Source organism: Bacillus sp. LQ01 (assembly GCF_057624735.1).
This window is the reverse complement of sequence record NZ_JBYEZL010000008.1, coordinates 18,945-38,363: the sequence shown is the minus strand read 5'-3', so window position 1 is coordinate 38,363 and position 19,419 is coordinate 18,945. Positions and strand designations below refer to the sequence as shown.

The 19,419-nt window shown below is 32.6% G+C and carries 18 protein-coding genes, 1 tRNA gene and 6 pseudogenes; 15 read left to right on the top strand and 10 right to left on the bottom strand.

What is annotated here, in order from left to right:
* The first annotated feature begins 9 nt into the window (after window positions 1-9).
* The 4 genes and pseudogenes from AC22L0_RS27170 to AC22L0_RS27155 all read left to right on the top strand — a co-directional run bounded on the left by AC22L0_RS27170 (window position 10) and on the right by AC22L0_RS27155 (window position 1,808).
* A pseudogene (locus AC22L0_RS27170) lies at window positions 10-209 on the top strand (BhlA/UviB family holin-like peptide).
* The gene (locus AC22L0_RS27165) at window positions 209-1,057 is read left to right on the top strand and encodes a GH25 family lysozyme (protein ID WP_087965366.1); all 849 of its coding nucleotides are present in this window, start codon (window positions 209-211) and stop codon (window positions 1,055-1,057) included. Before AC22L0_RS27170 ends, AC22L0_RS27165 begins: the two are co-directional and overlap by 1 nt.
* Before the next feature lie 255 nt (window positions 1,058-1,312).
* Window positions 1,313-1,474: pseudogene (locus AC22L0_RS27160) on the top strand (zinc ribbon domain-containing protein); the annotation flags it as partial.
* Between the two features lie 175 nt (window positions 1,475-1,649).
* On the top strand, window positions 1,650-1,808 hold the full coding sequence (locus AC22L0_RS27155) for a hypothetical protein (protein ID WP_249268311.1): 159 nt from the start codon (window positions 1,650-1,652) through the stop codon (window positions 1,806-1,808).
* Between the two features lie 89 nt (window positions 1,809-1,897).
* On the opposite strand, the gene AC22L0_RS27150 is transcribed toward AC22L0_RS27155, so the two are convergent.
* Window positions 1,898-2,008: a YjcZ family sporulation protein gene (locus AC22L0_RS27150; protein WP_000540371.1), complete on the bottom strand. Its 111-nt coding sequence runs from the start codon at window positions 2,006-2,008 to the stop codon at window positions 1,898-1,900.
* Window positions 2,009-2,255: 247 nt separating this feature from the next.
* On the opposite strand from AC22L0_RS27150, the gene AC22L0_RS27145 reads away from it, so the two are divergent.
* Window positions 2,256-2,390 (top strand): hypothetical protein, encoded by a 135-nt coding sequence (locus AC22L0_RS27145; RefSeq protein WP_001177694.1) that lies wholly within the window; start codon window positions 2,256-2,258, stop codon window positions 2,388-2,390.
* A gap of 1,139 nt (window positions 2,391-3,529) precedes the next feature.
* On the top strand, window positions 3,530-5,056 hold the full coding sequence (locus AC22L0_RS27140) for an FAD-dependent oxidoreductase (RefSeq protein WP_087965362.1): 1,527 nt from the start codon (window positions 3,530-3,532) through the stop codon (window positions 5,054-5,056).
* Window positions 5,057-5,281: 225 nt separating this feature from the next.
* On the opposite strand, the gene AC22L0_RS27135 is transcribed toward AC22L0_RS27140, so the two are convergent.
* Window positions 5,282-5,689 (bottom strand): Lrp/AsnC family transcriptional regulator, encoded by a 408-nt coding sequence (locus AC22L0_RS27135; protein ID WP_087965372.1) that lies wholly within the window; start codon window positions 5,687-5,689, stop codon window positions 5,282-5,284.
* 118 nt (window positions 5,690-5,807) lie between these two features.
* On the opposite strand from AC22L0_RS27135, the gene AC22L0_RS27130 reads away from it, so the two are divergent.
* Both AC22L0_RS27130 and AC22L0_RS27125 read left to right on the top strand, forming a co-directional pair.
* Window positions 5,808-6,572 carry an MBL fold metallo-hydrolase gene (locus AC22L0_RS27130; RefSeq protein ID WP_087965360.1) on the top strand — a complete coding sequence of 255 codons (765 nt, stop codon included), beginning with the start codon at window positions 5,808-5,810 and terminating at the stop codon, window positions 6,570-6,572.
* Window positions 6,573-6,855: 283 nt separating this feature from the next.
* A pseudogene (locus AC22L0_RS27125) lies at window positions 6,856-7,302 on the top strand (GNAT family N-acetyltransferase); the annotation flags it as partial.
* Between the two features lie 151 nt (window positions 7,303-7,453).
* On the opposite strand, the gene AC22L0_RS27120 reads toward AC22L0_RS27125, so the two are convergent.
* Together AC22L0_RS27120 and AC22L0_RS27115 are read right to left on the bottom strand one after the other, a co-directional pair.
* Entirely contained in the window at window positions 7,454-7,726 is a 273-nt protein-coding gene (locus tag AC22L0_RS27120; RefSeq protein ID WP_087965357.1) for an HU family DNA-binding protein, read from the bottom strand.
* Window positions 7,727-7,864: 138 nt separating this feature from the next.
* Window positions 7,865-8,230 (bottom strand): hypothetical protein, encoded by a 366-nt coding sequence (locus tag AC22L0_RS27115; RefSeq protein ID WP_087965355.1) that lies wholly within the window; start codon window positions 8,228-8,230, stop codon window positions 7,865-7,867.
* Window positions 8,231-8,933: 703 nt separating this feature from the next.
* On the opposite strand from AC22L0_RS27115, the gene AC22L0_RS27110 reads away from it, so the two are divergent.
* Entirely contained in the window at window positions 8,934-9,362 is a 429-nt protein-coding gene (locus AC22L0_RS27110; RefSeq protein ID WP_087965353.1) for a stress protein, read from the top strand.
* 329 nt (window positions 9,363-9,691) lie between these two features.
* Here AC22L0_RS27110 and AC22L0_RS27105 read toward each other — a convergent pair whose 3' ends face one another.
* The 4 genes and pseudogenes from AC22L0_RS27105 to AC22L0_RS27090 all read right to left on the bottom strand — a co-directional run.
* Window positions 9,692-10,801 (bottom strand): Ger(x)C family spore germination protein, encoded by a 1,110-nt coding sequence (locus tag AC22L0_RS27105; RefSeq protein ID WP_139894872.1) that lies wholly within the window; start codon window positions 10,799-10,801, stop codon window positions 9,692-9,694.
* A pseudogene (locus AC22L0_RS27100) lies at window positions 10,798-11,897 on the bottom strand (GerAB/ArcD/ProY family transporter). The gene AC22L0_RS27105 and the pseudogene AC22L0_RS27100 overlap by 4 nt, the downstream one beginning before the upstream one ends.
* Before the next feature lie 4 nt (window positions 11,898-11,901).
* Window positions 11,902-13,433, bottom strand: a pseudogene (locus tag AC22L0_RS27095) (spore germination protein).
* Window positions 13,434-13,574: 141 nt separating this feature from the next.
* Window positions 13,575-13,712, bottom strand: a pseudogene (locus AC22L0_RS27090) (hypothetical protein); the annotation flags it as partial.
* Window positions 13,713-13,875: 163 nt separating this feature from the next.
* Here AC22L0_RS27090 and AC22L0_RS27085 point away from each other — a divergent pair.
* On the top strand, window positions 13,876-14,949 hold the full coding sequence (locus AC22L0_RS27085; RefSeq protein WP_087965347.1) for a response regulator aspartate phosphatase: 1,074 nt from the start codon (window positions 13,876-13,878) through the stop codon (window positions 14,947-14,949).
* Entirely contained in the window at window positions 14,946-15,071 is a 126-nt protein-coding gene (locus AC22L0_RS27080) for an aspartate phosphatase (RefSeq protein WP_087965345.1), read from the top strand. Before AC22L0_RS27085 ends, AC22L0_RS27080 begins: the two co-directional genes overlap by 4 nt.
* 235 nt (window positions 15,072-15,306) lie before the next feature.
* Here the strand turns inward: AC22L0_RS27080 and AC22L0_RS27075 are convergent.
* Together AC22L0_RS27075 and AC22L0_RS27070 are read right to left on the bottom strand one after the other, a co-directional pair.
* Window positions 15,307-15,378: transfer RNA gene (locus AC22L0_RS27075), tRNA-Val, on the bottom strand.
* Window positions 15,370-15,729 carry a helix-turn-helix domain-containing protein gene (locus AC22L0_RS27070; RefSeq protein ID WP_087965343.1) on the bottom strand — a complete coding sequence of 120 codons (360 nt, stop codon included), beginning with the start codon at window positions 15,727-15,729 and terminating at the stop codon, window positions 15,370-15,372. Before AC22L0_RS27070 ends, AC22L0_RS27075 begins: the two co-directional genes overlap by 9 nt.
* A gap of 152 nt (window positions 15,730-15,881) precedes the next feature.
* Between AC22L0_RS27070 and AC22L0_RS27065 the strand changes: the two genes are divergently transcribed.
* From AC22L0_RS27065 to AC22L0_RS27050, 4 genes are all read left to right on the top strand, one after another.
* Window positions 15,882-16,079: a helix-turn-helix transcriptional regulator gene (locus AC22L0_RS27065; RefSeq protein WP_087965341.1), complete on the top strand. Its 198-nt coding sequence runs from the start codon at window positions 15,882-15,884 to the stop codon at window positions 16,077-16,079.
* 105 nt (window positions 16,080-16,184) lie between these two features.
* A complete protein-coding gene (locus tag AC22L0_RS27060; protein ID WP_087965339.1) occupies window positions 16,185-16,595 on the top strand; it encodes a hypothetical protein in 411 nt (136 codons plus the stop codon).
* A gap of 384 nt (window positions 16,596-16,979) precedes the next feature.
* On the top strand, window positions 16,980-17,789 hold the full coding sequence (locus AC22L0_RS27055; protein ID WP_140160696.1) for a class I SAM-dependent methyltransferase: 810 nt from the start codon (window positions 16,980-16,982) through the stop codon (window positions 17,787-17,789).
* Between the two features lie 745 nt (window positions 17,790-18,534).
* Window positions 18,535-19,326 carry an enoyl-CoA hydratase gene (locus AC22L0_RS27050; RefSeq protein ID WP_097862625.1) on the top strand — a complete coding sequence of 264 codons (792 nt, stop codon included), beginning with the start codon at window positions 18,535-18,537 and terminating at the stop codon, window positions 19,324-19,326.
* Window positions 19,327-19,419: the final 93 nt, after the last annotated feature.

Below are 19,419 nucleotides of genomic sequence, written 5' to 3'. Positions count from 1 at the left end.
ATTTCAGTTATTCAACAGGAAGCATGCGCAGCATTATTTGTGTGGATGCTTTTTATTACACAAAAAAGAATGAACAGCGTGAAGCGCAGTACCAAGCTGTTATTCAAAAGAACCAGGAAGTTATTGAAGAATAGGCAAAAGTTCTTGGGTCTATTTCTAAAGACGTAACAGGAATTAAACAACAACTATTTGGAGGAGATGTTCAGTAATGGGACACATTGTAGATATTTCAAAATGGAATGGAAATATTAATTGGGATGTAGCGGCAGCGCAATTAGATTTAGTAATTGCTAGGGTACAATATGGTTCAAATCTAGTAGATCATTTGTATAATGAGCATGTAGCCAAATCAGAACAATACGGTATTCCACATGCTGCATATGCTTATGGATGTTTCGTATCAGTAGCAGATGCAATTGTAGAAGCTAAGGATTTCTTAGCAAGAGTAAATCCTAATGCTAAATTCCTTGTATTAGATGTGGAAGATGACACAGTAAAGTCAATAAAAAGCAAAGGTAACCTTAGTGATTTAGCTAAAGCATCACAAGCTTTTATTGATACATGTAAAGCTGCAGGTTGGAAAGTAGGATTTTATGTAGCACACCATATGTACGGTGACTATAATTTACAAAGTGTACAAGCTGATTTTATTTGGTTACCACGATACGGAACAAATGACGGCAGTCCACAGAAGAAACCATCCTATACTTGTGACATTTGGCAATATACCGATAATGGTTATATTGATGGTATTGGAAAAGTGGATATTAATTTATTGCAAGGTGACAAAACGCTAGATTGGTTTACCGGAGAGAAACAATCAAAACAATCTGTTGCTAATGGCGGTTATCAATATGTTAAATCTGGTGGTTTTGGTATTTCATTGGTTCAAGAAGCTCTAAATGCTATGAATGAGCGTGGAACTAAAGGGCAAGTTATTTCTGATCCATTAACTGGTTTAGCATACTTGCAAACCGAAGTGTTACCAAATGGTGAGCTTGATAAGATTACAGCTTGGATGGATGAAAGAAACTGGTGGTACGAGTATTTGAAATAAAACATAAGCCGTCCTGTTTGATGTGCACCCCAATTGTTAGACACGAACAACAATTGGAGGTGTACTTTTTTATGGCTATGTAATTAAAATTCACTTTTAGATAATGCTTTTGATATTGGTTTTACAATTAACCCTATTAAACGTAGACTATTAAATATAGAACGAACAACTTTTATAGAGATGCCTCCCGTTTATATCACGCATTCATAAGTAATTTTTTTAGTTCTTTTGTGGATTATTCCATTTCTGTATACTTCTTGTTGTGGATATCAAAACAAGGACGTTAAAAATCTAAACCTACGTAAATGGTTTTGCCCTTTATGTCAAACACATCATGATAGGGATATTAACGTAAGTATCAATCTAAAGCATGAAGCGATAAGGCTTCTAACCGCAAGGACTGCGGGGTTAGCCTAATCAATTAGAGTTCGATAGAACTCTTTACTTAGGAATCCCTCACTTCTAAACGAAGTGAAGGTGGGGGTAGTTCAAAATAGCTTTATTTGCTTATCTCCTTTCAACAGGAGAAGAAAAGCAACAAGCAAAAGAGGATTTAAAGGAGCTTTCTAAAACTGCTCTCATCCCATTTGTAGTGTTTGTAATCGTAATATTATTTTTTGTTGTTAAGGTGATTGATCATGACAATAAAGTTGAACAAGAACAACAAAGGCTACATGAAGAGAACTACCAAGGTTACCATAATGATAGTAATTCTAATCTTGATAAAAATCTGGAAAAAGATAATAAATAATATAGATAAGAACTTCGCCATTTCCATAAGATGTCGAGGTTCTTACGCATAAAGAAAAGACACCCTAAGGTGTCTTTTCTAATAGTTTTTTAGCAGAAGCAACTGCATCCGATAATGATTAATAATATAAAGAGTACAACGAGTAAAGCAAAGCCTCCAGCAAAACCGCAGCCTTCGCCGCAACTACCACCATATCCCATAATAATAGTTCCTCCTTTAGATAAGAGAAAAAGACTAGGAGTCATTCCATGTGTTTTAATGGGTTCACTTTACCTTATGTTTTTACGTATGAATTGAGGAGGTCCTTTTGAAAATAAGGGAGAGATCATTTAATGTGCTTCCCCGGAATATTGATTACCTATTTTCTGGAAAACAAACTATTTAATTATATAAATAATCAGATTATTAAATATAATGTATTAATCCTAACAGAAGGGAGGATTAGCCATGCAATTAGTTTGTTTTAAATTAGTAAATGGTCAATACTTTTTAGTTGTAGAAGGTATCGAGATTCCTGCGCCAATTCCAGCGTTTGCTGCAGCTTTATTAATTGGTTTAGGAGTAATCCCGCTTTGTTCTTAATTTAAGGAATTCCAAACAGCTCTATCTTTCAATCGATAAACCCTTAAGTATATGAATGCTTGAGGGTTTTCTTATAATAAAAAAAGAAAAGACGCCATAAGGCGTCCCCACAATTAGGTAGATAAGACTTTAGTTTTCCAATCTAAAGAAATTTTGTATCAGCTCTTGGAAAGTATATCATAATATCTTATTGATTTATTATGCATTATTACATACTTCGCTCAAATCCTCTATTTTCTATTTGATAAAATAGAATCCCAAGATTACCAAAAATCAAATAAATATTTCTAAAAACCCTAAATATTTAAAAGGATAACAAAAGTGATACATTTAAGGTGCAAATAATAAAAAATATTAAAGGGGGAATAAAGCAGTATTTAAAAAGAACTATTATAAACGGTTAGCAGTTATATAGGTTATATGAACCTGTATCTTGTTAAAAAAGGGTACTCATTTGAGTGTACTTTCTTTGACTTGAACCACCTTGATTTTTATAAGATGAATGTTGGAGGCAGATCCCAATAGGGGCATAATGAAACGAAATACCAACATCGCTTTAGGGATCCTATCATGCAGTAAAATCTTATTATTCAAATGAATTGTTTTACTGGATTCAAAAGATTGAAAAGCGTATTTAAAATTGTAATACCTTTGCAGAGATAATAAGGTTATCTAATTAAGGTACCTGTTCGTTAAAGTGAGTTTTTCAACAGATTACTATTTTAGGGTGAATTCTGTAATGAAATGATACTGGCATTTGTCTATTGGGTTTTTAGAAGGATGTAAAATCGTATATCTAAAAAATATAAACATATATATTTTAAGGGAACTGAGTTTGAAAGTATAACGATAAATGTGCTGGGTTTACTGATACATGTATAACCGAAAAAACAAACTATTCAAGACCAGTGCTATCAGATACTACAATTCTACTGGTCGCGTTAATTATTTCTCAATTGTAATAGGGGATTGTAGTGTTTTGAAATGTATCTGTTTTTGTTCCCTTATATGAACGATTATATCAACGGGCTCCTTACTGAAATAATGAAGAATCATCATTTGTTTATTCTGATTTCTGGAAAAGTTTTAATAGATTTATGCTTAAAAAACATACTTTTTAGAAAGAGGAGAGATTATTAATGGATAATCAATTATTATATCAACAGCAAAAAAGAGGAAAGGCACTTGTGATTGGAGCTGGTATTGCAGGCCTACTTACTGCACGCGTGCTTTCCAGTTATTTTGAGACAGTGATAGTTGTTGAAAAAGATGAGTTAACTCAAAAACCATCCGAACGTCCAGGTACACCACAAGACTTTCATCCTCATCGTGTATTACCACGTGGAGAAATAATTATGAACCGTTTCTTTCCTGGATATGTTGATGATTTATTAAATCTAGGGGCCCATAATGTCAAGAATGATAAAATGATTCGATTTTCTCCTTATGGGGCACTTGAACTAGTTATAGAACGAAAAGGTGCAGCGAGCAGTCGAGCATTGTTAGAATGGACAATCCGCCAACGTGTACAAGAAATTTCTAATGTACATTTTCATTCAAAGCAAGCGGTGACAGGCCTTTTAGCTTCGTCTGATAACAAGCGTGTTATTGGGATTAATATTCAAGAACGAGACGAATTAAAAACAAAGCGAACTGTGTTAACCGATTTGGTAGTTGACACATGTGGTCGTCAATCTAAACTCAATAAATGGCTTACATCTATGGGATATGATGTTCCAGAACCAGAACGTTTAAAGGTGAATTTTGGATATAGCACAAGATATTATAAAGTACCCCCGCATATCAAAGAGAAATTGAGTGCAATTTCTGAAGGAGATCCTGCTAAAAACGTTGGTGCTGTAGGGTTATTGTATATTGAAGATAACATAGCTCAAGCGCTACTATTTGTTGCTGGAGGTACGCACTATCCACCAACCAATTCAAAAGAATATGAAAAAGAACTGGATTCTTTAGTTACCCCTATGATGAGGGAGTTAATTAAACAGTTAGAACCAATTAGTGTCCCAAGAGGATTTAGAGCGCAGGAGTCAACTCGTCAACATTTTGAACAAATGGAAAATTGGCCATCTGGATTATTAGTGTTAGGTGATGCTTTTTGTAACTTTGATCCCATTTACGGACAAGGGATGACCGTAGCTGCCATTGAAGCTGAAATGTTAGATACTTGTTTAAAAGAACATTCTACTCATAAACCTGGATTCGAACGCAAAGTGCTACAACGTATGCAACAAGCTATTGAGCCAGCATGGTGGCTGAGTTCAATTGCGGATTTACGTTGGAAAGGTGTTGAACATGTAGGAGCCGTTCCACTAAAAGGTGTGAAATTTGCACAAAAATATTTTGATTTATATCTTAAACAAGCTTTAAAGCAAGCAAATGAGGGTAATTCATCCATGCTCCAAAAATATATAATGATGAATGGGCTAGTTCATTCGCCTCATGAAATCATTAATTCAGATATATTAAGTATGTTAATCACTGGGGATGAGACTTCGGAGGGAAATGAACTTTTGAACGAACTTGGAGAAGTAGGTAAGAGGTCGCTACAAGGGAGAATACATGAACTCATTCCTTCCTTTACATTAGCTTTTGAGAATAACATTCCAAATCTATTCGCTTCCATTTCAATTTCTAATGCCAAATGAGGAAAAGGTAGTACAAATCAATGACTATTTGTACTAGATATACTCTAATTTTGTATATCTTACACACTATATCAAAGAAGAAACATAACCTCTCATTTTTCTGTAGGTATATGTTTCTTTTTTACGAGACAATTTTGTGCGTATTCTCATGTAATTTTATTTATACTGGCTGATGTAATCTAATAAATTAAATTTAAAAATCATCAAATGCCTTTAGGGTCAATATTAATTAATCACTATTGATAATTTATAATTGGCATGCTGGTTTAGTTTGGTTAAAAATTGATCTAGTACTTCATTAGAAGAAAACTTACACTCAAGAAGATAACAACCTTCACCACTAATTTTAAAGTTATTTATAATATATTCATGGTGTGTTTTTATAAAAGATAAAAAGGGCTGATGTTGAACGTCTTTTGTATATATATTTATAAATGTATGTACTGGGTAGCCGGATTTCTGTTTATTTAATTGAATCGTATAACCTTCTATGACACCGTTCTCTTCTAACTTTATTACTCTAGATGACGTTGCTTGCCCCGTCAAATGAACTTTTTCTCCTAATTCTTTCATCGACATACGACCATTCTTCGATAATTCTCTTAATATTTTTTTATCTGTATCATCTAACATCATTTCAAATCCTTTCATATTTCAAGTCAAACCATCTAAATACTTGATTTTGACCATGTAAGATTATTTACTTCTTATTTTATACTATTAGTATATCTTGCAAAAGGAGGATTACTTCATGGATATCAGGCTCATACGAAATGCAACGCTAGTTTTACATTATGGTGATAAGAAGTTTCTAATCGATCCTTTTTTAGCTGAAAAAGGGTCGATTCCACCGTTTCCTAATACACCAAATCAACATATGCTAAACCCTTTGGTTAGCTTACCAACTTCTATAGAAGAAATCATTCAGGTTGATGCTGTTATCATTACACACTTACATCCTGATCATTTTGACCAGATTGCAAAAGAGGTTTTACCTGAAGATATACAAATCTATGCACAAAATGAAAAAGACGTGGAAGCAATTAAAAAAGAAGGTTTTCAGAACGTTGAAGCATTAACTAATGCCATTAATATGGGGAGCATTACCCTAACTAAAACCGATGGAAAACACGGTACAGGAGACATAGGACATCTTATGGGGGAAGTATCAGGTGTTGTCTTTAAGCACCCAAATGAAAAAACACTCTATATAGCAGGAGATACAATATGGTGTAACGATGTTCAAAAGGTGCTTAAAACGCATAATCCGGAAGTAATCGTTGTAAATGGAGGAGGGGCACAATTTCTTCAAGGAAATCCTGTAATTATGACTAAAGAAGATATTTATCAAACATACATGGAAGCACAAAATTCAACTATTATCGTTGCTCATATGGAAGCTGTTAACCATTGCTTACTAACTAGAAAAGAATTAAGAGATTTCATCAGTGAAAAAGGACTTTCCAATAATATTTTAGTACCATCTGATGGTGAAGTATCTCACTTTCCAAGATAAATATTTATACACTTTCTTTGATTATAAGCGTTGGTTTTCAAAATAGGGGACCTACCACACATGCCTATCAAGTTAAGGTAATATAATACTCCCAGGAAGAAAATCTTGTGCGTGTTTTTCGTATTTATTGTTTTGGGATAAATCGTTCATGTTAGCTTGATAGCGATGGAGTATAGCCAGCAATGTAGGTTTAAAATAAAATTATGCTGTTTATAAAAAAGCTGTAGGAATGGTGTGTAAAACCATACCGTTAGTTAAAGAGAATATATATACGGTGGACCTTTTAATAGCTAAAATGGATAGCTATCAAGATATGGAGCAGTATGTTCAAGTAGCAATAAAAGGTTTTGAAGGGGAAACAGATCTACCATTTGTTGTTGTAGATCAAAAAATGAATGAAATTGTAGGTAGTACACGTTTGTACAGTATTTCAAAAGATAACAAAACGGTTGAACTTGGGCAAACGTGGTATTATCTAAGTGTACATCGTACAAGTATAAATACTGAGTGTAAGTATATGTTATTGCAATATGCTTTTGAAGAATTACACATGTTACGTATGCAAATAAAAATGGATTTACGAAATGAAAAAGCACAGCGCACAATTGAAAGGCTTAGTGCTGTAAAAGAAGGTGTATTGCGAAACGAGAGACAATTGCCAAATGGTTATGTACGGGATACAGTTGTATATAGTATTATTGCAAGCGACTGGCCGGTTATAAAAGAATAATTAATAAAAAAACTAGCTGTATATAAATATTACATTTTTAAATAAGGAGGTATCATCTAATATATATTGGATGATACCTTTTTGTTTTATGAACAAAAAGGATATTGAAAGGGCCTTGATATGAATATCAAACCCTTTTCAATATGTATAATTATTTTACTGCCTCTTTTAATTCTTTTCCAGCCTTAAAAGCAGGTGCTTTTGAAGCCGGGATTTGCATTTCTTCACCTGTTTGTGGGTTACGTCCTGTACGTGCAGATCTTTCACGTACTTCAAATGTACCAAACCCAATAATCTGTACTTTCTCTCCATTTGCTAGTGCATTTGTTATTGTATCTAATAAAGCTTGTGTTGCTGCTGCTGCATCTTTTTGTGTAAGTTCAGCTTTTTCTGCTACTACTTTTGTTAATTCTGTTTTATTCATTTTCTGCACCTCTTCATATGTAATTAGGTGACTATTATAACGTGTGTGTATTCATGACGCAATTATACTGTACTTAGAAAAAGACATAGCAAGAGCAAGAGGATAATGTTTGTGTAAAAGGCATAAGAAGGATATTAATTATCGCTTTAAACTCTGTTCATATTTCTTTACATCTTCCATGGTTTTAAATATTAACACATCAAAAATTCCTTTTTCATCCCCACACACGACAACAAAACCATCTGTTGCTTCCAGAACTCTACCGACGCCACCATCTGTAAGTGAAATATTGGTGAGATGTTTTACGTTCAGTTTTTCTTCTTTTTGAATGTAAGTAGTTATAGGTGTTCCTACAGGAAATGCGTCTGTGATCTCTTTTGTTGTATATGTGCCATCATCTATTGATTGAGTTTTAGCTGTAATAGAATTAGTTTGAGTGGCACATCCTGTTGAACATATTAAAAGAATTCCAGTAATAATACTTACACAAGCTGTTTTTACCATTCACAAAATCCTCCTATAACTGTTCGTATCGTCAACCTATTTAGGGTAACAAATTATATATACGAAGTTTGTTGGTTTATGTGAGTCGTAAATCAACAAAGATACAGGTATTTTGCCAGAATGTGTTTCAAACAAAAGAAAAGACACCCAAAGGTGCCTTCCTGCGACTGGAACCATCGTAATATGGTATTGGGTGCCAACCTGATTATTTTTTACCACATTAAGTAATTTTGGTTGTTGAGAAATATAATTCAAATTTATATGTTGTTTATTTTTGCTTCGTTAGCTTTTTTGTAATGGATTCTTCAACCTGTTCAGATTTACTTTTAATTTCATCGGTAATTGCTATTTTGCTACCCGGGTGCACACAATAACAGCATTTCTTGCACCAGAACCAACAAAAATAATTAAATATAAAAAATAGTTAAAGGTCAAAATGTATATTATTATACTAAGAATTATAAATTTAAGGTGGCATCTGGAAGGGAATAGTTATGAATGAAAACAATAAAGGGGAAGTTATTTCTTAGCATTGATATTATAGGTTGTATCCTTTGCATTATAATGCTTATTATAAGTCTTGTTAATTTTAGAACATGGGTACACCCTTTTTTATTTTCATTTGACAATATATAACGATATATAAATTAACAATTTGTTATTATATATACGGATTTATTTACATTAGGAGGAATGAACAACTATGTTTAAAAGATTAGCAGTATTACTTATTGGTGCCCTATTATTATTCGGTTTAGCTGCTTGTGACAGCGTTAAATCAATGACAGGTAATGTCACGGTTGATAAGGTAATTGAAGAATTTAAAGCTGCAGGATTAGAAGCTGAAAATCCTAGTGACCTACCAGAAAAAGAATTTGGAAATACTAGAAAAGAAGCAAAGCGCATTCTTGTTCCAGCATTAGGTGAAGATAGTGGCGGTCGAATATTTGAGTTTAAAAACAAAGAAGATCTTGAAAAAGCTAAGAAATACTATGATGATTTAGGCAATGGTAATCAAATGCTATTTTCTCATACTTACGCAAAAGGTAACTTTCTTATACAAATGAACGGTGATATGGAAGATGCCCAATTTAACAAATATAAAGAGGTTATGGACAAAGTAATTAAGTAAGTTGAAGAATCCGCTTTCATTTTTCTGAAAACATGTTAGAATTATCTTTGGATGAAAGTCCAATACATATTATTAAAATTAAAGTGGTTATCAAGTCGGAGGAAGGCACCTTAGGGTGTCTTTTCTTTGTGGAAAGATACTTATTATAGGGGGCCGCCATATCACTATCAACCTAAGATTTTAAGACGCCCCATAATAAAAATTTTATTTTTTCATAGTTATTCATAAGATTTCGGCTCATTATTTCTTTTTTGAGACTTTATTTTTTAAGTTGATGGTAATGAGGTGCTACCCAAGAATTGCTTAAAAATTATTATTTTGAGTTCATCTTACTTGATTGTACCCATTCCACCAATTTTAACATGTACATTAACTTTAACATCAGCCTTCGATAATGCTTTTCCCCATTGCTTTTGGACCCTTTTCCAATCCTTATATGTATACGCTCGTGCATACACTCCAAATCCTATAGGGTCAATTTCTGCTTTTTGTATTTTCTTTATGAAATGTTCTAAATCACTTTCCAACTCCTTTTCAATGCTTTTTTCTAATCTCTCCGCATTATCCCTAACATTAAAAGGGAACAGTCGTTCTGAAATTAGAATTCTCATATGTACATTTATATTAAACAAAAAATTTTCTTTATATTGTACGCTTGTTTTTACTTTGGTACCTTGAGCATTAAAACTTAACCAATGTTTTTCTTTGCTTTCAGATTGTAGTGGTACGGCAATAGTAAATGGAAATTCTCCCTGTATCTTATTTTGTAAAATGCTTAATAATAAATTTTCTTTTGGTGTAATAGTTAGCTTATATCTATTCTGTTCATCAAGTAATGTAGAACCTGTCAACTTTAAATTACTATCCTTTTTAAGTGCACTTACACTCACTGTCATTCCTTTTTCTTTTGTTTGGTTATGAAAATCTTGAAGAGTCGTTTTTACAGTAATATTTCTTCTATGTCCAGTCTCAATTAGTTTTGTCAAAAATATAGGAAGACGAGGTTTATTTTTAGGAGCATAATAAATTATGTCTGAAACAGATCCATCCACAGCAACAATTTTTGAAGTAACCGTGTTCTTGGGATCTCGATAAAAAGGATCTAAATAATCAGCCCACTTCTTTTGTTTTAAAAGTCGTTTACCAATCAAAATAAGTTGTGTCTTGCTCCCTGATGTCAAGGCCATAACCATGGTATCAAATTTTTCACGAGAGTTTCGCACAGTAACAGATTTTACACCATATTGTTCCTCTTTAATCTTAGCCTCTTTATTGAAAACAGGACTGGATAAGTATACTTTCAAATTATCATTTTCATCCAAATCTAAACCCAGTATAAGCGTGAGTGTAACATCTTCTACATTCATTTGGTCTGAATCTGAACACCCTGTGAGTAACAGTAGCTGAATTAAAACACAGCATAATATTTTTTGCTTCAATGTGCTTCCCTCCGAAAGTATTTTTTGTAGATTAAGTTATATATCCATAAAAATACAGGGAATAAGAAAGCTAATACAATTCCACCTTTCGATGTGAGATTTTGAAATAATTCAGATTCATTCCATGAGGGATGAATCCAAAACGTTACTATAATTACTGCCAATAATAAAATAAATACCTGAAGAGAATGATCTTGTTTTCCAATTAGTCGACTAGAACAAAACGCAGCTCCGTATACACAAGGAATCCATGCAGTAGAGACGACAAGTAAGTAAATAGATAATAAAATCATATCAAACCGTTCTAAAAAACGAAATTCAATAACTTTAAGTAAGTTTAGTACGGGTTGATTAAACTCTAAAATTGCATCTGGACTGAAGTATAAAAAGCAAATAACTATAGTAAATAGATAAAATACAAATGTTAAGGTATTTGCTATAATAATGCCTTGCGTTGCATATTGCTTTTTTTGTAAAAAAGGATACAGAAAAAATGCCATTTCAAATCCTATAAAGGAAAAGATAGTAGATGGAACAGCCGAAAATATAGGTTTCCAGCCCTCCTTTAATAATGGAAGAAAGTGTAACCAATTGCTATCTTTTAATGGTATGAAGAAAAAAATGGAATCCACATTGTCATATAAAAACATAATTCACAGTATCGACCTATTACCCGAACACCATTGCGTGCAACCAGAAAGGTTGGAATAGAGAACAAAAACAAAATAATATAGTCGGCTGTTTTTGGAAGAAGCCAGGCCTTAATATAAAGCATGCCATTAATTAGAACTGTCCATGCGTAAAAAGCAAAATATATCATATAAAGAATAATTACCATGCTACCAATGATTTTCCCGAAAAATCGAATAAGAATTTCATATAAGGTATCATTTGGATAGTGTTTCGCTGTTTGAATTAGTAAAATGCTGGCGGTCATAGCGCAAAACCATCCGATAAATAGTGCTATCCAGCTATCTGTGCCAGCTTTTTCTGCAAGTACCCTTGGAAGGGATAGGACTCCAGTTCCCACTTGTGAGGCATTAATAATAAAAATATATTGCATGACAGTGATGTCATTATGGGCATATTTTTTCATATTTTCACCCTTTATCAGGATTAGTTTCTTTGTGATTCTTTGTAATATTTTTGGATCTTCTCTTCATTGACCACAAAGGAAAGCGAACAAACGTGTCCTTCATACCTGAAATGTGAAAAGGGGACAAAGGACTACCATAAGGAGTACCTAAGGATTCTAAACTTACAAGATGTGCAATTATAGTCATCCAGCCGATAATAATTCCTACAATTCCAAATAAAGCAGCTAATAACATCATAGGAAAACGTAATAATCTTATTGCCAAACCCATTTCATAATTAGGAACAATAGAAGAAGCTATAGTTGTAACAGCAACAATAATAATCATAATATTACTCACAATCCCTGCTTGAACAGCAGCTTGTCCAATCACAATACCTCCAACAATCCCTACGGTCTGGCTAATGGGAGTGGGTTAACGAAGGGCAGCCTCTCTCATCATTTCTAAGGTAATCTCCATAAGTAAAGCTTCTATCACTGGAAGAAACGGAACACGTTCTCTTGATTCTGCAATTGATAAATAGAGCTGTACAGGGATAACTTCATAATTAAATGAAATAAACGCTACATATGTTGCAGGTAATAATAAAGCTATAAAAAAACCTATAAAACGTAGTAATCTAACAGAGGAAGATACTAACCAACGTGTGTTGTAGTCATCTATCCCTTGAAAGAAAGAAATGAAATTTACGGGAGCAATCAATACATTTGGGCTTCGATCCACAACAATGACGTATCTCCCATGAAGAATGTGAGATACAGTTGAATCAGGCCTTTCGGTCAAGATGAACTGTGGAAATGGTGAATAAGGATTATCCTCAATAAACTCGATTATTTCACCAGTATTAATAATCGAGTCCACCACAATATTTTGAATTCTAGTTTCCAATTCCTTAAGTACATCTTCAGAAGCTACATCTCTTAAATATAAAATAGATACTTTGGTCTTTCCTCTACTACCAATAAAAACCTCTTTTAATACTAATTCTCTGTTAGGAATATACCTTCGTATTAAAGCTATATTTTGACTAGACGTTTCTACAAATCCTTGATCCCCTTTAGAGAGATTTCATTTTTAGGTTCTGTTATATCTCTTTGTGGCCACCCTTTTGTATTTAGTTGATATCCTGCGTCTAGACCGTGAACTAATAATATGCTGTCCCCTTGAAAAATAGCATTTTCGAATTGATTCCAAGTATTAATTATTTGAACTTCTCCTATTGTGACAGGGAGACCATTACTAATTTCAAACGTTGTATGCATCAAAGGGGACAGTATATTATTATGAATAGATTGTGTATCTGTTAATCCTGATAAATATATTAGAGCAGCTTCTGATCTATTTACTAGTTGAAATTGACGAATTACCAGATCTGGAGCTTGTTGAAAATTTTTTTGAAGATTATTTATGTTTTGGAATAAGTCACAGTGGATGTTATGATTCTCTACATTTTCTTTCTGTATATTTGAAGTTCTATTGTCTTGATTATCTACAGAATAACGTCCTTGTTTCAAAAATTTAAAAATAGGAAACACAACATAGACTCCCCTCGAAAAGACTTTTCAATATGTTTATTGTGTATATTTTATTGAGATTTATTCCACTATTTACTGATTTGTAAATTTCCCCTAACGTAGTAAGCCAAATCTATCCCGACTACTGACTGGGATATCCAGGTTTAGATTTTTCACATATACCTTCGTGTTTAATTTCAAACGAGAAAAATAGTATGTACCTCGTTGATCCATTTGATCTAAGTCTACCAATGAAAAATAACCCAAATCATGAATACATAAATCTCCTAATTGTAAAGAAACTTAAAAAAAATGGAGGGAATTACGAAAACTTCCATTAAATCTGAAATTAACATTGTTTAATATAAGTATTCAAAAAAGTTTATCAATTTTTAATATTCAAAAAAATCATTTATATAAACAAGTATGTTATGGTAACATTTAATAAAAGGGGGTAGCGTATATGAATGTTGAAATTATTTCTAAAGAAGAATTCAAAAAATTATTAAACGACTGGTATCAAGCTATAATTTCACAACGTGTATTACAGTCTAATAAAATAAAAGAAGAGATTGCAGATAAAATCAATAATATTAAGGAAGACCAAACAATACTAGTCTACTATGCTTTATTGAATGCGCGGTATAATCTGCTAATTCGTGATATGGGTAGTTCAAAAGATATTTTGGATAAAATTGAGCCATTACAAGAGCCTACAGAAACATTTTTAGAGTACTATCATCATTTATTTAAAGCAATTTATGCTACTAATACAGCAAACCATAGTGAAGCAAGAATGCAATTTGAAGAAGCTGAAAAGTATTTAGAGTACATGCATGATGAAATCGAAAAAGCTGAATTTAATTATTGGCTTGCAGTTCATTACTATCACATATTGAAACCAATCCTAGCAGTTCAATTTGCTACGAAGGCAAATGAAGTATTTTCAATTAGTCCAGGGTATGAATTAAAAACTGCTGCTTGTTTGAATACTTTAGGGATGGCACACACTCGCTTAAGTGATTTCGAAAGTGCAGAAGAATATTTACTTTCAGCATTGGGTACTTTTCAAAAATCTAATGATGAAAGTCTTACTAAACGTGTAAAACACAATTTAGGACTTTTATATGCAAGTCAAAACATGTCAGAGTTAGCAATTAAGCATTTAGAGGAATCACTAGAAAACAACGCTAAAACGATGTTTCTTTTAGCAAGAGAACATTTTAAGTTAGGTCACAATCATAATGCTAATGAATATATTGAGAATGGCTATAAGATTAGTGACTTATGTTATCGTCATCATTTTCAAATTTTAAAAGCATTACATAACTATGCACCACAAGAAGAATTAGAAAAGGTGGTCATGGAAGGTATTTTGTATTTTGAAAGAGAAGAATTATATGATTGGGTAAAAGAATATGCTTATCTTTTAGGTAATATATTCTATGGTTCAGAAAATCACGAAAAAGCCAGCAAGTATTTACACATCGCTTTAGATGCAGACAAAAAGAGTATAGAAAGAAGGGCGCTAAAATGAAAAAAGCAATCTTATTAATGATGATGTTATCCGCTGTTTTTACTTTTGGTCTGATTAATGTAAAAGACGTATCACAAAATGAAACTATTGAAGTGTTTATGGATCATGGAGAGCATATTTAATTGTGACCATATTAATTTAGAAATAACATAAGTAGCAGTAGGAATGAAAAATATAAGAGATAATGTTCCATATTAGATGTCATAAAAAAACGCCTCCTATGTCGTTATTGAAAACAAGACAAAAGACGTATAACTACCCGTTGTAGCTGACCGCCACCCTGTGTCAAGTCACCGTTAAGTCAACGGAAAATAAAAAACCGCATCAAACGTTAATTTGACACGGTTTCTATCAGTATGACCCCGGAGAGGCTCGAACTCACGACCTCCACCCTGTCAAGGTGGAGGCCTTTTAGCTAATTTAGTCTTCCTTTTGTATTAAAAACTTCCAAAACTTCTTTAATTCCTCCTGCTTTTGAGGAGAGGCACTTTTAATAGCTTTAAACCACTGTTCTAATTCTGTATCAGTTACCTCAATATTATCTCTTGTAATGAATCCTATTTCTTCTAATAAGGATTTTGTGCTTATATTCATGGCATTTGATATCTTTTCTATTACTAAAAGTGTGGGTTCTACAGGTTTTCCAGTTCTTGAATCTACACCTTTTTCAAGTTTGTCTATATAAGTATGACTAACATCACATTTTTGAGCAAACTCGCGTAAGGATAGTTTATTTGTTAAACGATAATTTTTTATAATTTCACCAAGAGTTTTCTTCATATGTAATCCTCCTATTACAATTGTAAACAATAATTTACAAAAAGAAACTAAAATAGAGAAAAAACATGTAAACCATTGTTTACGATTAAGTAAACTATGGTTTACAATTGATTTGTAATCATATGAATACATAAGCGGAGAGGAGTAGAGCAGTGAATAAGATAGCTGAATTACGAAAAGAAAAACTAATATCACAAGAAAAATTAGCGGAACAAGTTGGTTTATCGCGCACTTATATTTCTGAGATAGAGAATAATAAAAAACAACCAAACGTTAAGTTAGCTATAAAGATAGCAAAGGTTTTGGGAAAAAGCGTTGAATCTATTTTTGGGTCCAATTGTAAATTATAGTTTACAATTGGAGTGAGTGAGAATTCAATTACCGTACATAGCAGCTACATCATAATCTAAACATTTAATTATCAGTAAAAAATACGGAGAAGGAAGTGGTTAAATATGAACATGAAAACATTTGAAATGCGTGAAAAACGTTTAGCAGAATTACTAGGTGCAAAAGTACTATGGGAATTTATCAGTGCCGTCACAGAGGAAATTGAAAAGCAGGAATTAGAGTCTACACCAGGTTTATTAGAGGATCTATTCATACATGTGAAAGAAACCATTCAAATTCAAAATATGAATCAATACATAACAAAAGCCCCTGTAAAAACAGAGGCTAATGGTATAGATAAAGATACATTATTTATGGAAGCGTATGTAGAATTAATTAATCATAAGTTTGTTATTTCTGAATTAGCTGTAGAGCTTTCATCTGTTCTAAAAGAAGTAAATTGTTTTGTTCAATCATCTTTGCCACAGCCTCAAAGTGAGCTTGATTCTCAAGAACCTCAATCTGCTTCTCTTTAGGGAGTGATTGAAGTATTTCTTTTATTTCTTTACACTCGTATATGTTATTCTCCGAGTCTTCGATTAATTTATTGCGACGATTGGTGTATTCAAGTGCACCTAAAGTCGCTAATGCGCGAGGATCTAATCCTAGAATTTCCATGTATTCCTCTCCTTTCCTCTACAATAATTCGATAGGGGGAAGGAGATTCCTTTAATAATTTGGTAGAGTTTTTATAGTTATATAACATATTTTTTATTAGTGAGAATTTTATTTAGCAGGAATACTCTAGAATTAGACTTAAAATGTTTACCTTCGTCTAAATACAAGTTATACACACATATATTGATCTTATAAAGGTATATATTACACATAATATTATGTTAAAGGTGGCGAATTGTATCATGAAAGATTTTGTTCTCGAAAAAGAAAACATTATTCGTAAATATGGTGAATGGACTGCTTATGATATTAAATTAACGGATACTCTATATACAAGAGATATTCGACAACCAAATCCTGCGTTAAAAAAAATTGTGACAATGATTCAAGATATCACACAATGTGATTTTAAAAATCTTCGAATCTTAGATTTAGCTTGTTTAGAGGGGCATTACTCTATTGAGTTTGCTATGCAAGGAGCAACTGTTGTAGGGATAGAAGGAAGAGAATCAAACGTACAAAAAGCTATATTCGCTAAAGATTTATTAAGATTGGAAAACTTAACCTTTTATCAAGATGATGTAAGAAATTTAAGTGCTGAAAAATATGGTCAATTTGATATTGTTTTATGCTCTGGTATTTTATATCATTTAGATTGCTCAGATGTATTCCCTTTTTTAGAAAAAGTGTATGAAGTATGCAAAAGGTTTGTAATAATTGATACTCATATTACTTCTACTCCTAATGTATCAGTACTTTATAAAAATTATGAATATAAGGGACACACAATGCTAGAACACTCTGCTAATTCATCAATAGAAGAACGTTTAAAAGCAAAATGGGCATCATTAGATAACGTTACTAGTTTTTGGATGACAAAATCCTCTTTATACAATTTTTTAACGCGAACAGGTTTCTCTTCTATAAATGAATCCAGAAGTTTAGTTCAAGAAGATAGGGTTACTGTTGCAGCTTTTAAGAAATATCCTATAGAAATTAAAAGTTCTCCTGAAACAGAAAAATACATTGAACCCGATTATTTAGAATGCTAAAAATAACACGTTTAAGTTTAATATCCTAATCACTCTGTATGAGGTTGTACTATATGCCTCTCAAGCTAAAATCTTAAAGTATCCCTAAACAAAATTATCAATTTTTAAAAGCTATTTATATAAATGCAACTTGTTGTTTCCGTTTTGAGGGCACTATAAAGTTTTAGCTTTATAGTGATGGGATAGCACCGCATTGCTATCAACTTAAAGAAATACTTCCGAAAACAAAAAATGAAAAGAATAATAAAAAAGCTTATCATTACGTGTTAAAGGATAAGCTTTTTTATTTAGCGTTCGATAGAACTCTTTACTTAGGAATTCCCCACTTCTAAACGAAGTGAAAGTGAGGGTAGTTCAATTGTAATTACAACAAATTAGTTAAGAAAGACTTAAATACAAGTGGCTACTAAAATAGTGTCTTTCTTAAACTGTTCTCATTTAATGTTCCTCATGTAACAGTCTTCTTATCTCATTTTTTCTAAGAGTCAACCCAGCTTCAGAAACTGTGTAACGGAAACCAAAGAAACATGAAGCCAAATTAATACAGTAAAAGAACAATTTAAAAATATGTTGTGATTATAAAATGGTGCCAAGAAAGGATTGCTCATTTTATGCTTCTACAGTTCATACAATAAATTGATGAATTTCTAAAAGCGGAACCATATTCGGAAATTTAGGCTGATGGTAAGTGAAGTAAAGATGCTTGGTGTTGTGAAAAATTAGGTAGTTTAAAAGGGGATTTTTTATGAAGAATGAACGAGTAGTAACTTGTAATAAAAAAGGAAGTATTGCTGTCGTTACAATTAAAAATCCACCAGTCAACACTTTAAGTTTAGAAGTAGTTCAACAATTAGTAGATGTATTAGAGGAAATAGAAATTGATAATGATATTTCAGTCGTAATTATAACTGGAAGTGGAGAAAAGGCCTTTGTAGCAGGAGGGAATATAAAAGAATTTCCAGATTGGATGGGCAAAGGTGAAAAATATGCCGAGATGAAATCATTAGAATTGCACCAACCTCTTAATCAACTAGAGAATCTGTCTAAACCGACTATAGCTGCTGTTAATGGGTTAGCACTAGGTGGTGGATGCGAATTAGCACTTGCTTGTGACTTAAGGATAATAGAAGAACAATCTTTAATTGGATTACCGGAAATTACGTTAGGTTTATTTCCTGGGGCTGGAGGAACCCAACGCTTACCTAGATTAATTGGAGAAGGGAAAGCAAAAGAGATGATGTTCACAGGGAAATCGATTACAGCTAAAGAAGCAAAAGAAATAGGCTTGGTTAACTACATTACCCCTCGAGGAGAGGCGTTAAATAAAGCAAAAGAAATTGCAAGGGATATAAGTAAATTTTCTCTTCCAGCTCTCGCCTATATGAAGTTGGCAATTCGCGAAGGGACAGCAGTACCTTTACAAGAAGGGCTTGAGATTGAAGCGCGTTACTTTGGAAAAGTATTTCAAACAGAAGATGTGAAGGAGGGGGTAAAGGCATTTATTGAAAAAAGAATGCCGCATTTTACAAATAAATAGAATGGGACGAAAAAAGTTATCCAGGTTTATTCTACACTATGTCAACATAGCTGCTGTTTTTAAAGCTATTTATTTGTTTTTCGCAACACCTTT

What these genes read in the sequence shown, in the direction of transcription:
- AC22L0_RS27110 (WP_087965353.1), top strand. Translation starts at nt 8,934, where the DNA reads ATGTTTAAAAGATTAGCAGTATTACTTATTGGTGCCCTATTATTATTC.
- AC22L0_RS27080 (WP_087965345.1), top strand. Translation starts at nt 14,946, where the DNA reads ATGAAAAAAGCAATCTTATTAATGATGATGTTATCCGCTGTTTTTACT.
- AC22L0_RS27145 (WP_001177694.1), top strand. Translation starts at nt 2,256, where the DNA reads ATGCAATTAGTTTGTTTTAAATTAGTAAATGGTCAATACTTTTTAGTT.
- AC22L0_RS27070 (WP_087965343.1), bottom strand. Translation starts at nt 15,729, where the DNA reads ATGAAGAAAACTCTTGGTGAAATTATAAAAAATTATCGTTTAACAAAT.
- AC22L0_RS27085 (WP_087965347.1), top strand. Translation starts at nt 13,876, where the DNA reads ATGAATGTTGAAATTATTTCTAAAGAAGAATTCAAAAAATTATTAAAC.
- AC22L0_RS27055 (WP_140160696.1), top strand. Translation starts at nt 16,980, where the DNA reads ATGAAAGATTTTGTTCTCGAAAAAGAAAACATTATTCGTAAATATGGT.
- AC22L0_RS27060 (WP_087965339.1), top strand. Translation starts at nt 16,185, where the DNA reads ATGAACATGAAAACATTTGAAATGCGTGAAAAACGTTTAGCAGAATTA.
- AC22L0_RS27120 (WP_087965357.1), bottom strand. Translation starts at nt 7,726, where the DNA reads ATGAATAAAACAGAATTAACAAAAGTAGTAGCAGAAAAAGCTGAACTT.
- AC22L0_RS27135 (WP_087965372.1), bottom strand. Translation starts at nt 5,689, where the DNA reads ATGTTAGATGATACAGATAAAAAAATATTAAGAGAATTATCGAAGAAT.
- AC22L0_RS27115 (WP_087965355.1), bottom strand. Translation starts at nt 8,230, where the DNA reads ATGGTAAAAACAGCTTGTGTAAGTATTATTACTGGAATTCTTTTAATA.
- AC22L0_RS27130 (WP_087965360.1), top strand. Translation starts at nt 5,808, where the DNA reads ATGGATATCAGGCTCATACGAAATGCAACGCTAGTTTTACATTATGGT.
- AC22L0_RS27165 (WP_087965366.1), top strand. Translation starts at nt 209, where the DNA reads ATGGGACACATTGTAGATATTTCAAAATGGAATGGAAATATTAATTGG.
- AC22L0_RS27150 (WP_000540371.1), bottom strand. Translation starts at nt 2,008, where the DNA reads ATGGGATATGGTGGTAGTTGCGGCGAAGGCTGCGGTTTTGCTGGAGGC.
- AC22L0_RS27050 (WP_097862625.1), top strand. Translation starts at nt 18,535, where the DNA reads ATGAAGAATGAACGAGTAGTAACTTGTAATAAAAAAGGAAGTATTGCT.
- AC22L0_RS27140 (WP_087965362.1), top strand. Translation starts at nt 3,530, where the DNA reads ATGGATAATCAATTATTATATCAACAGCAAAAAAGAGGAAAGGCACTT.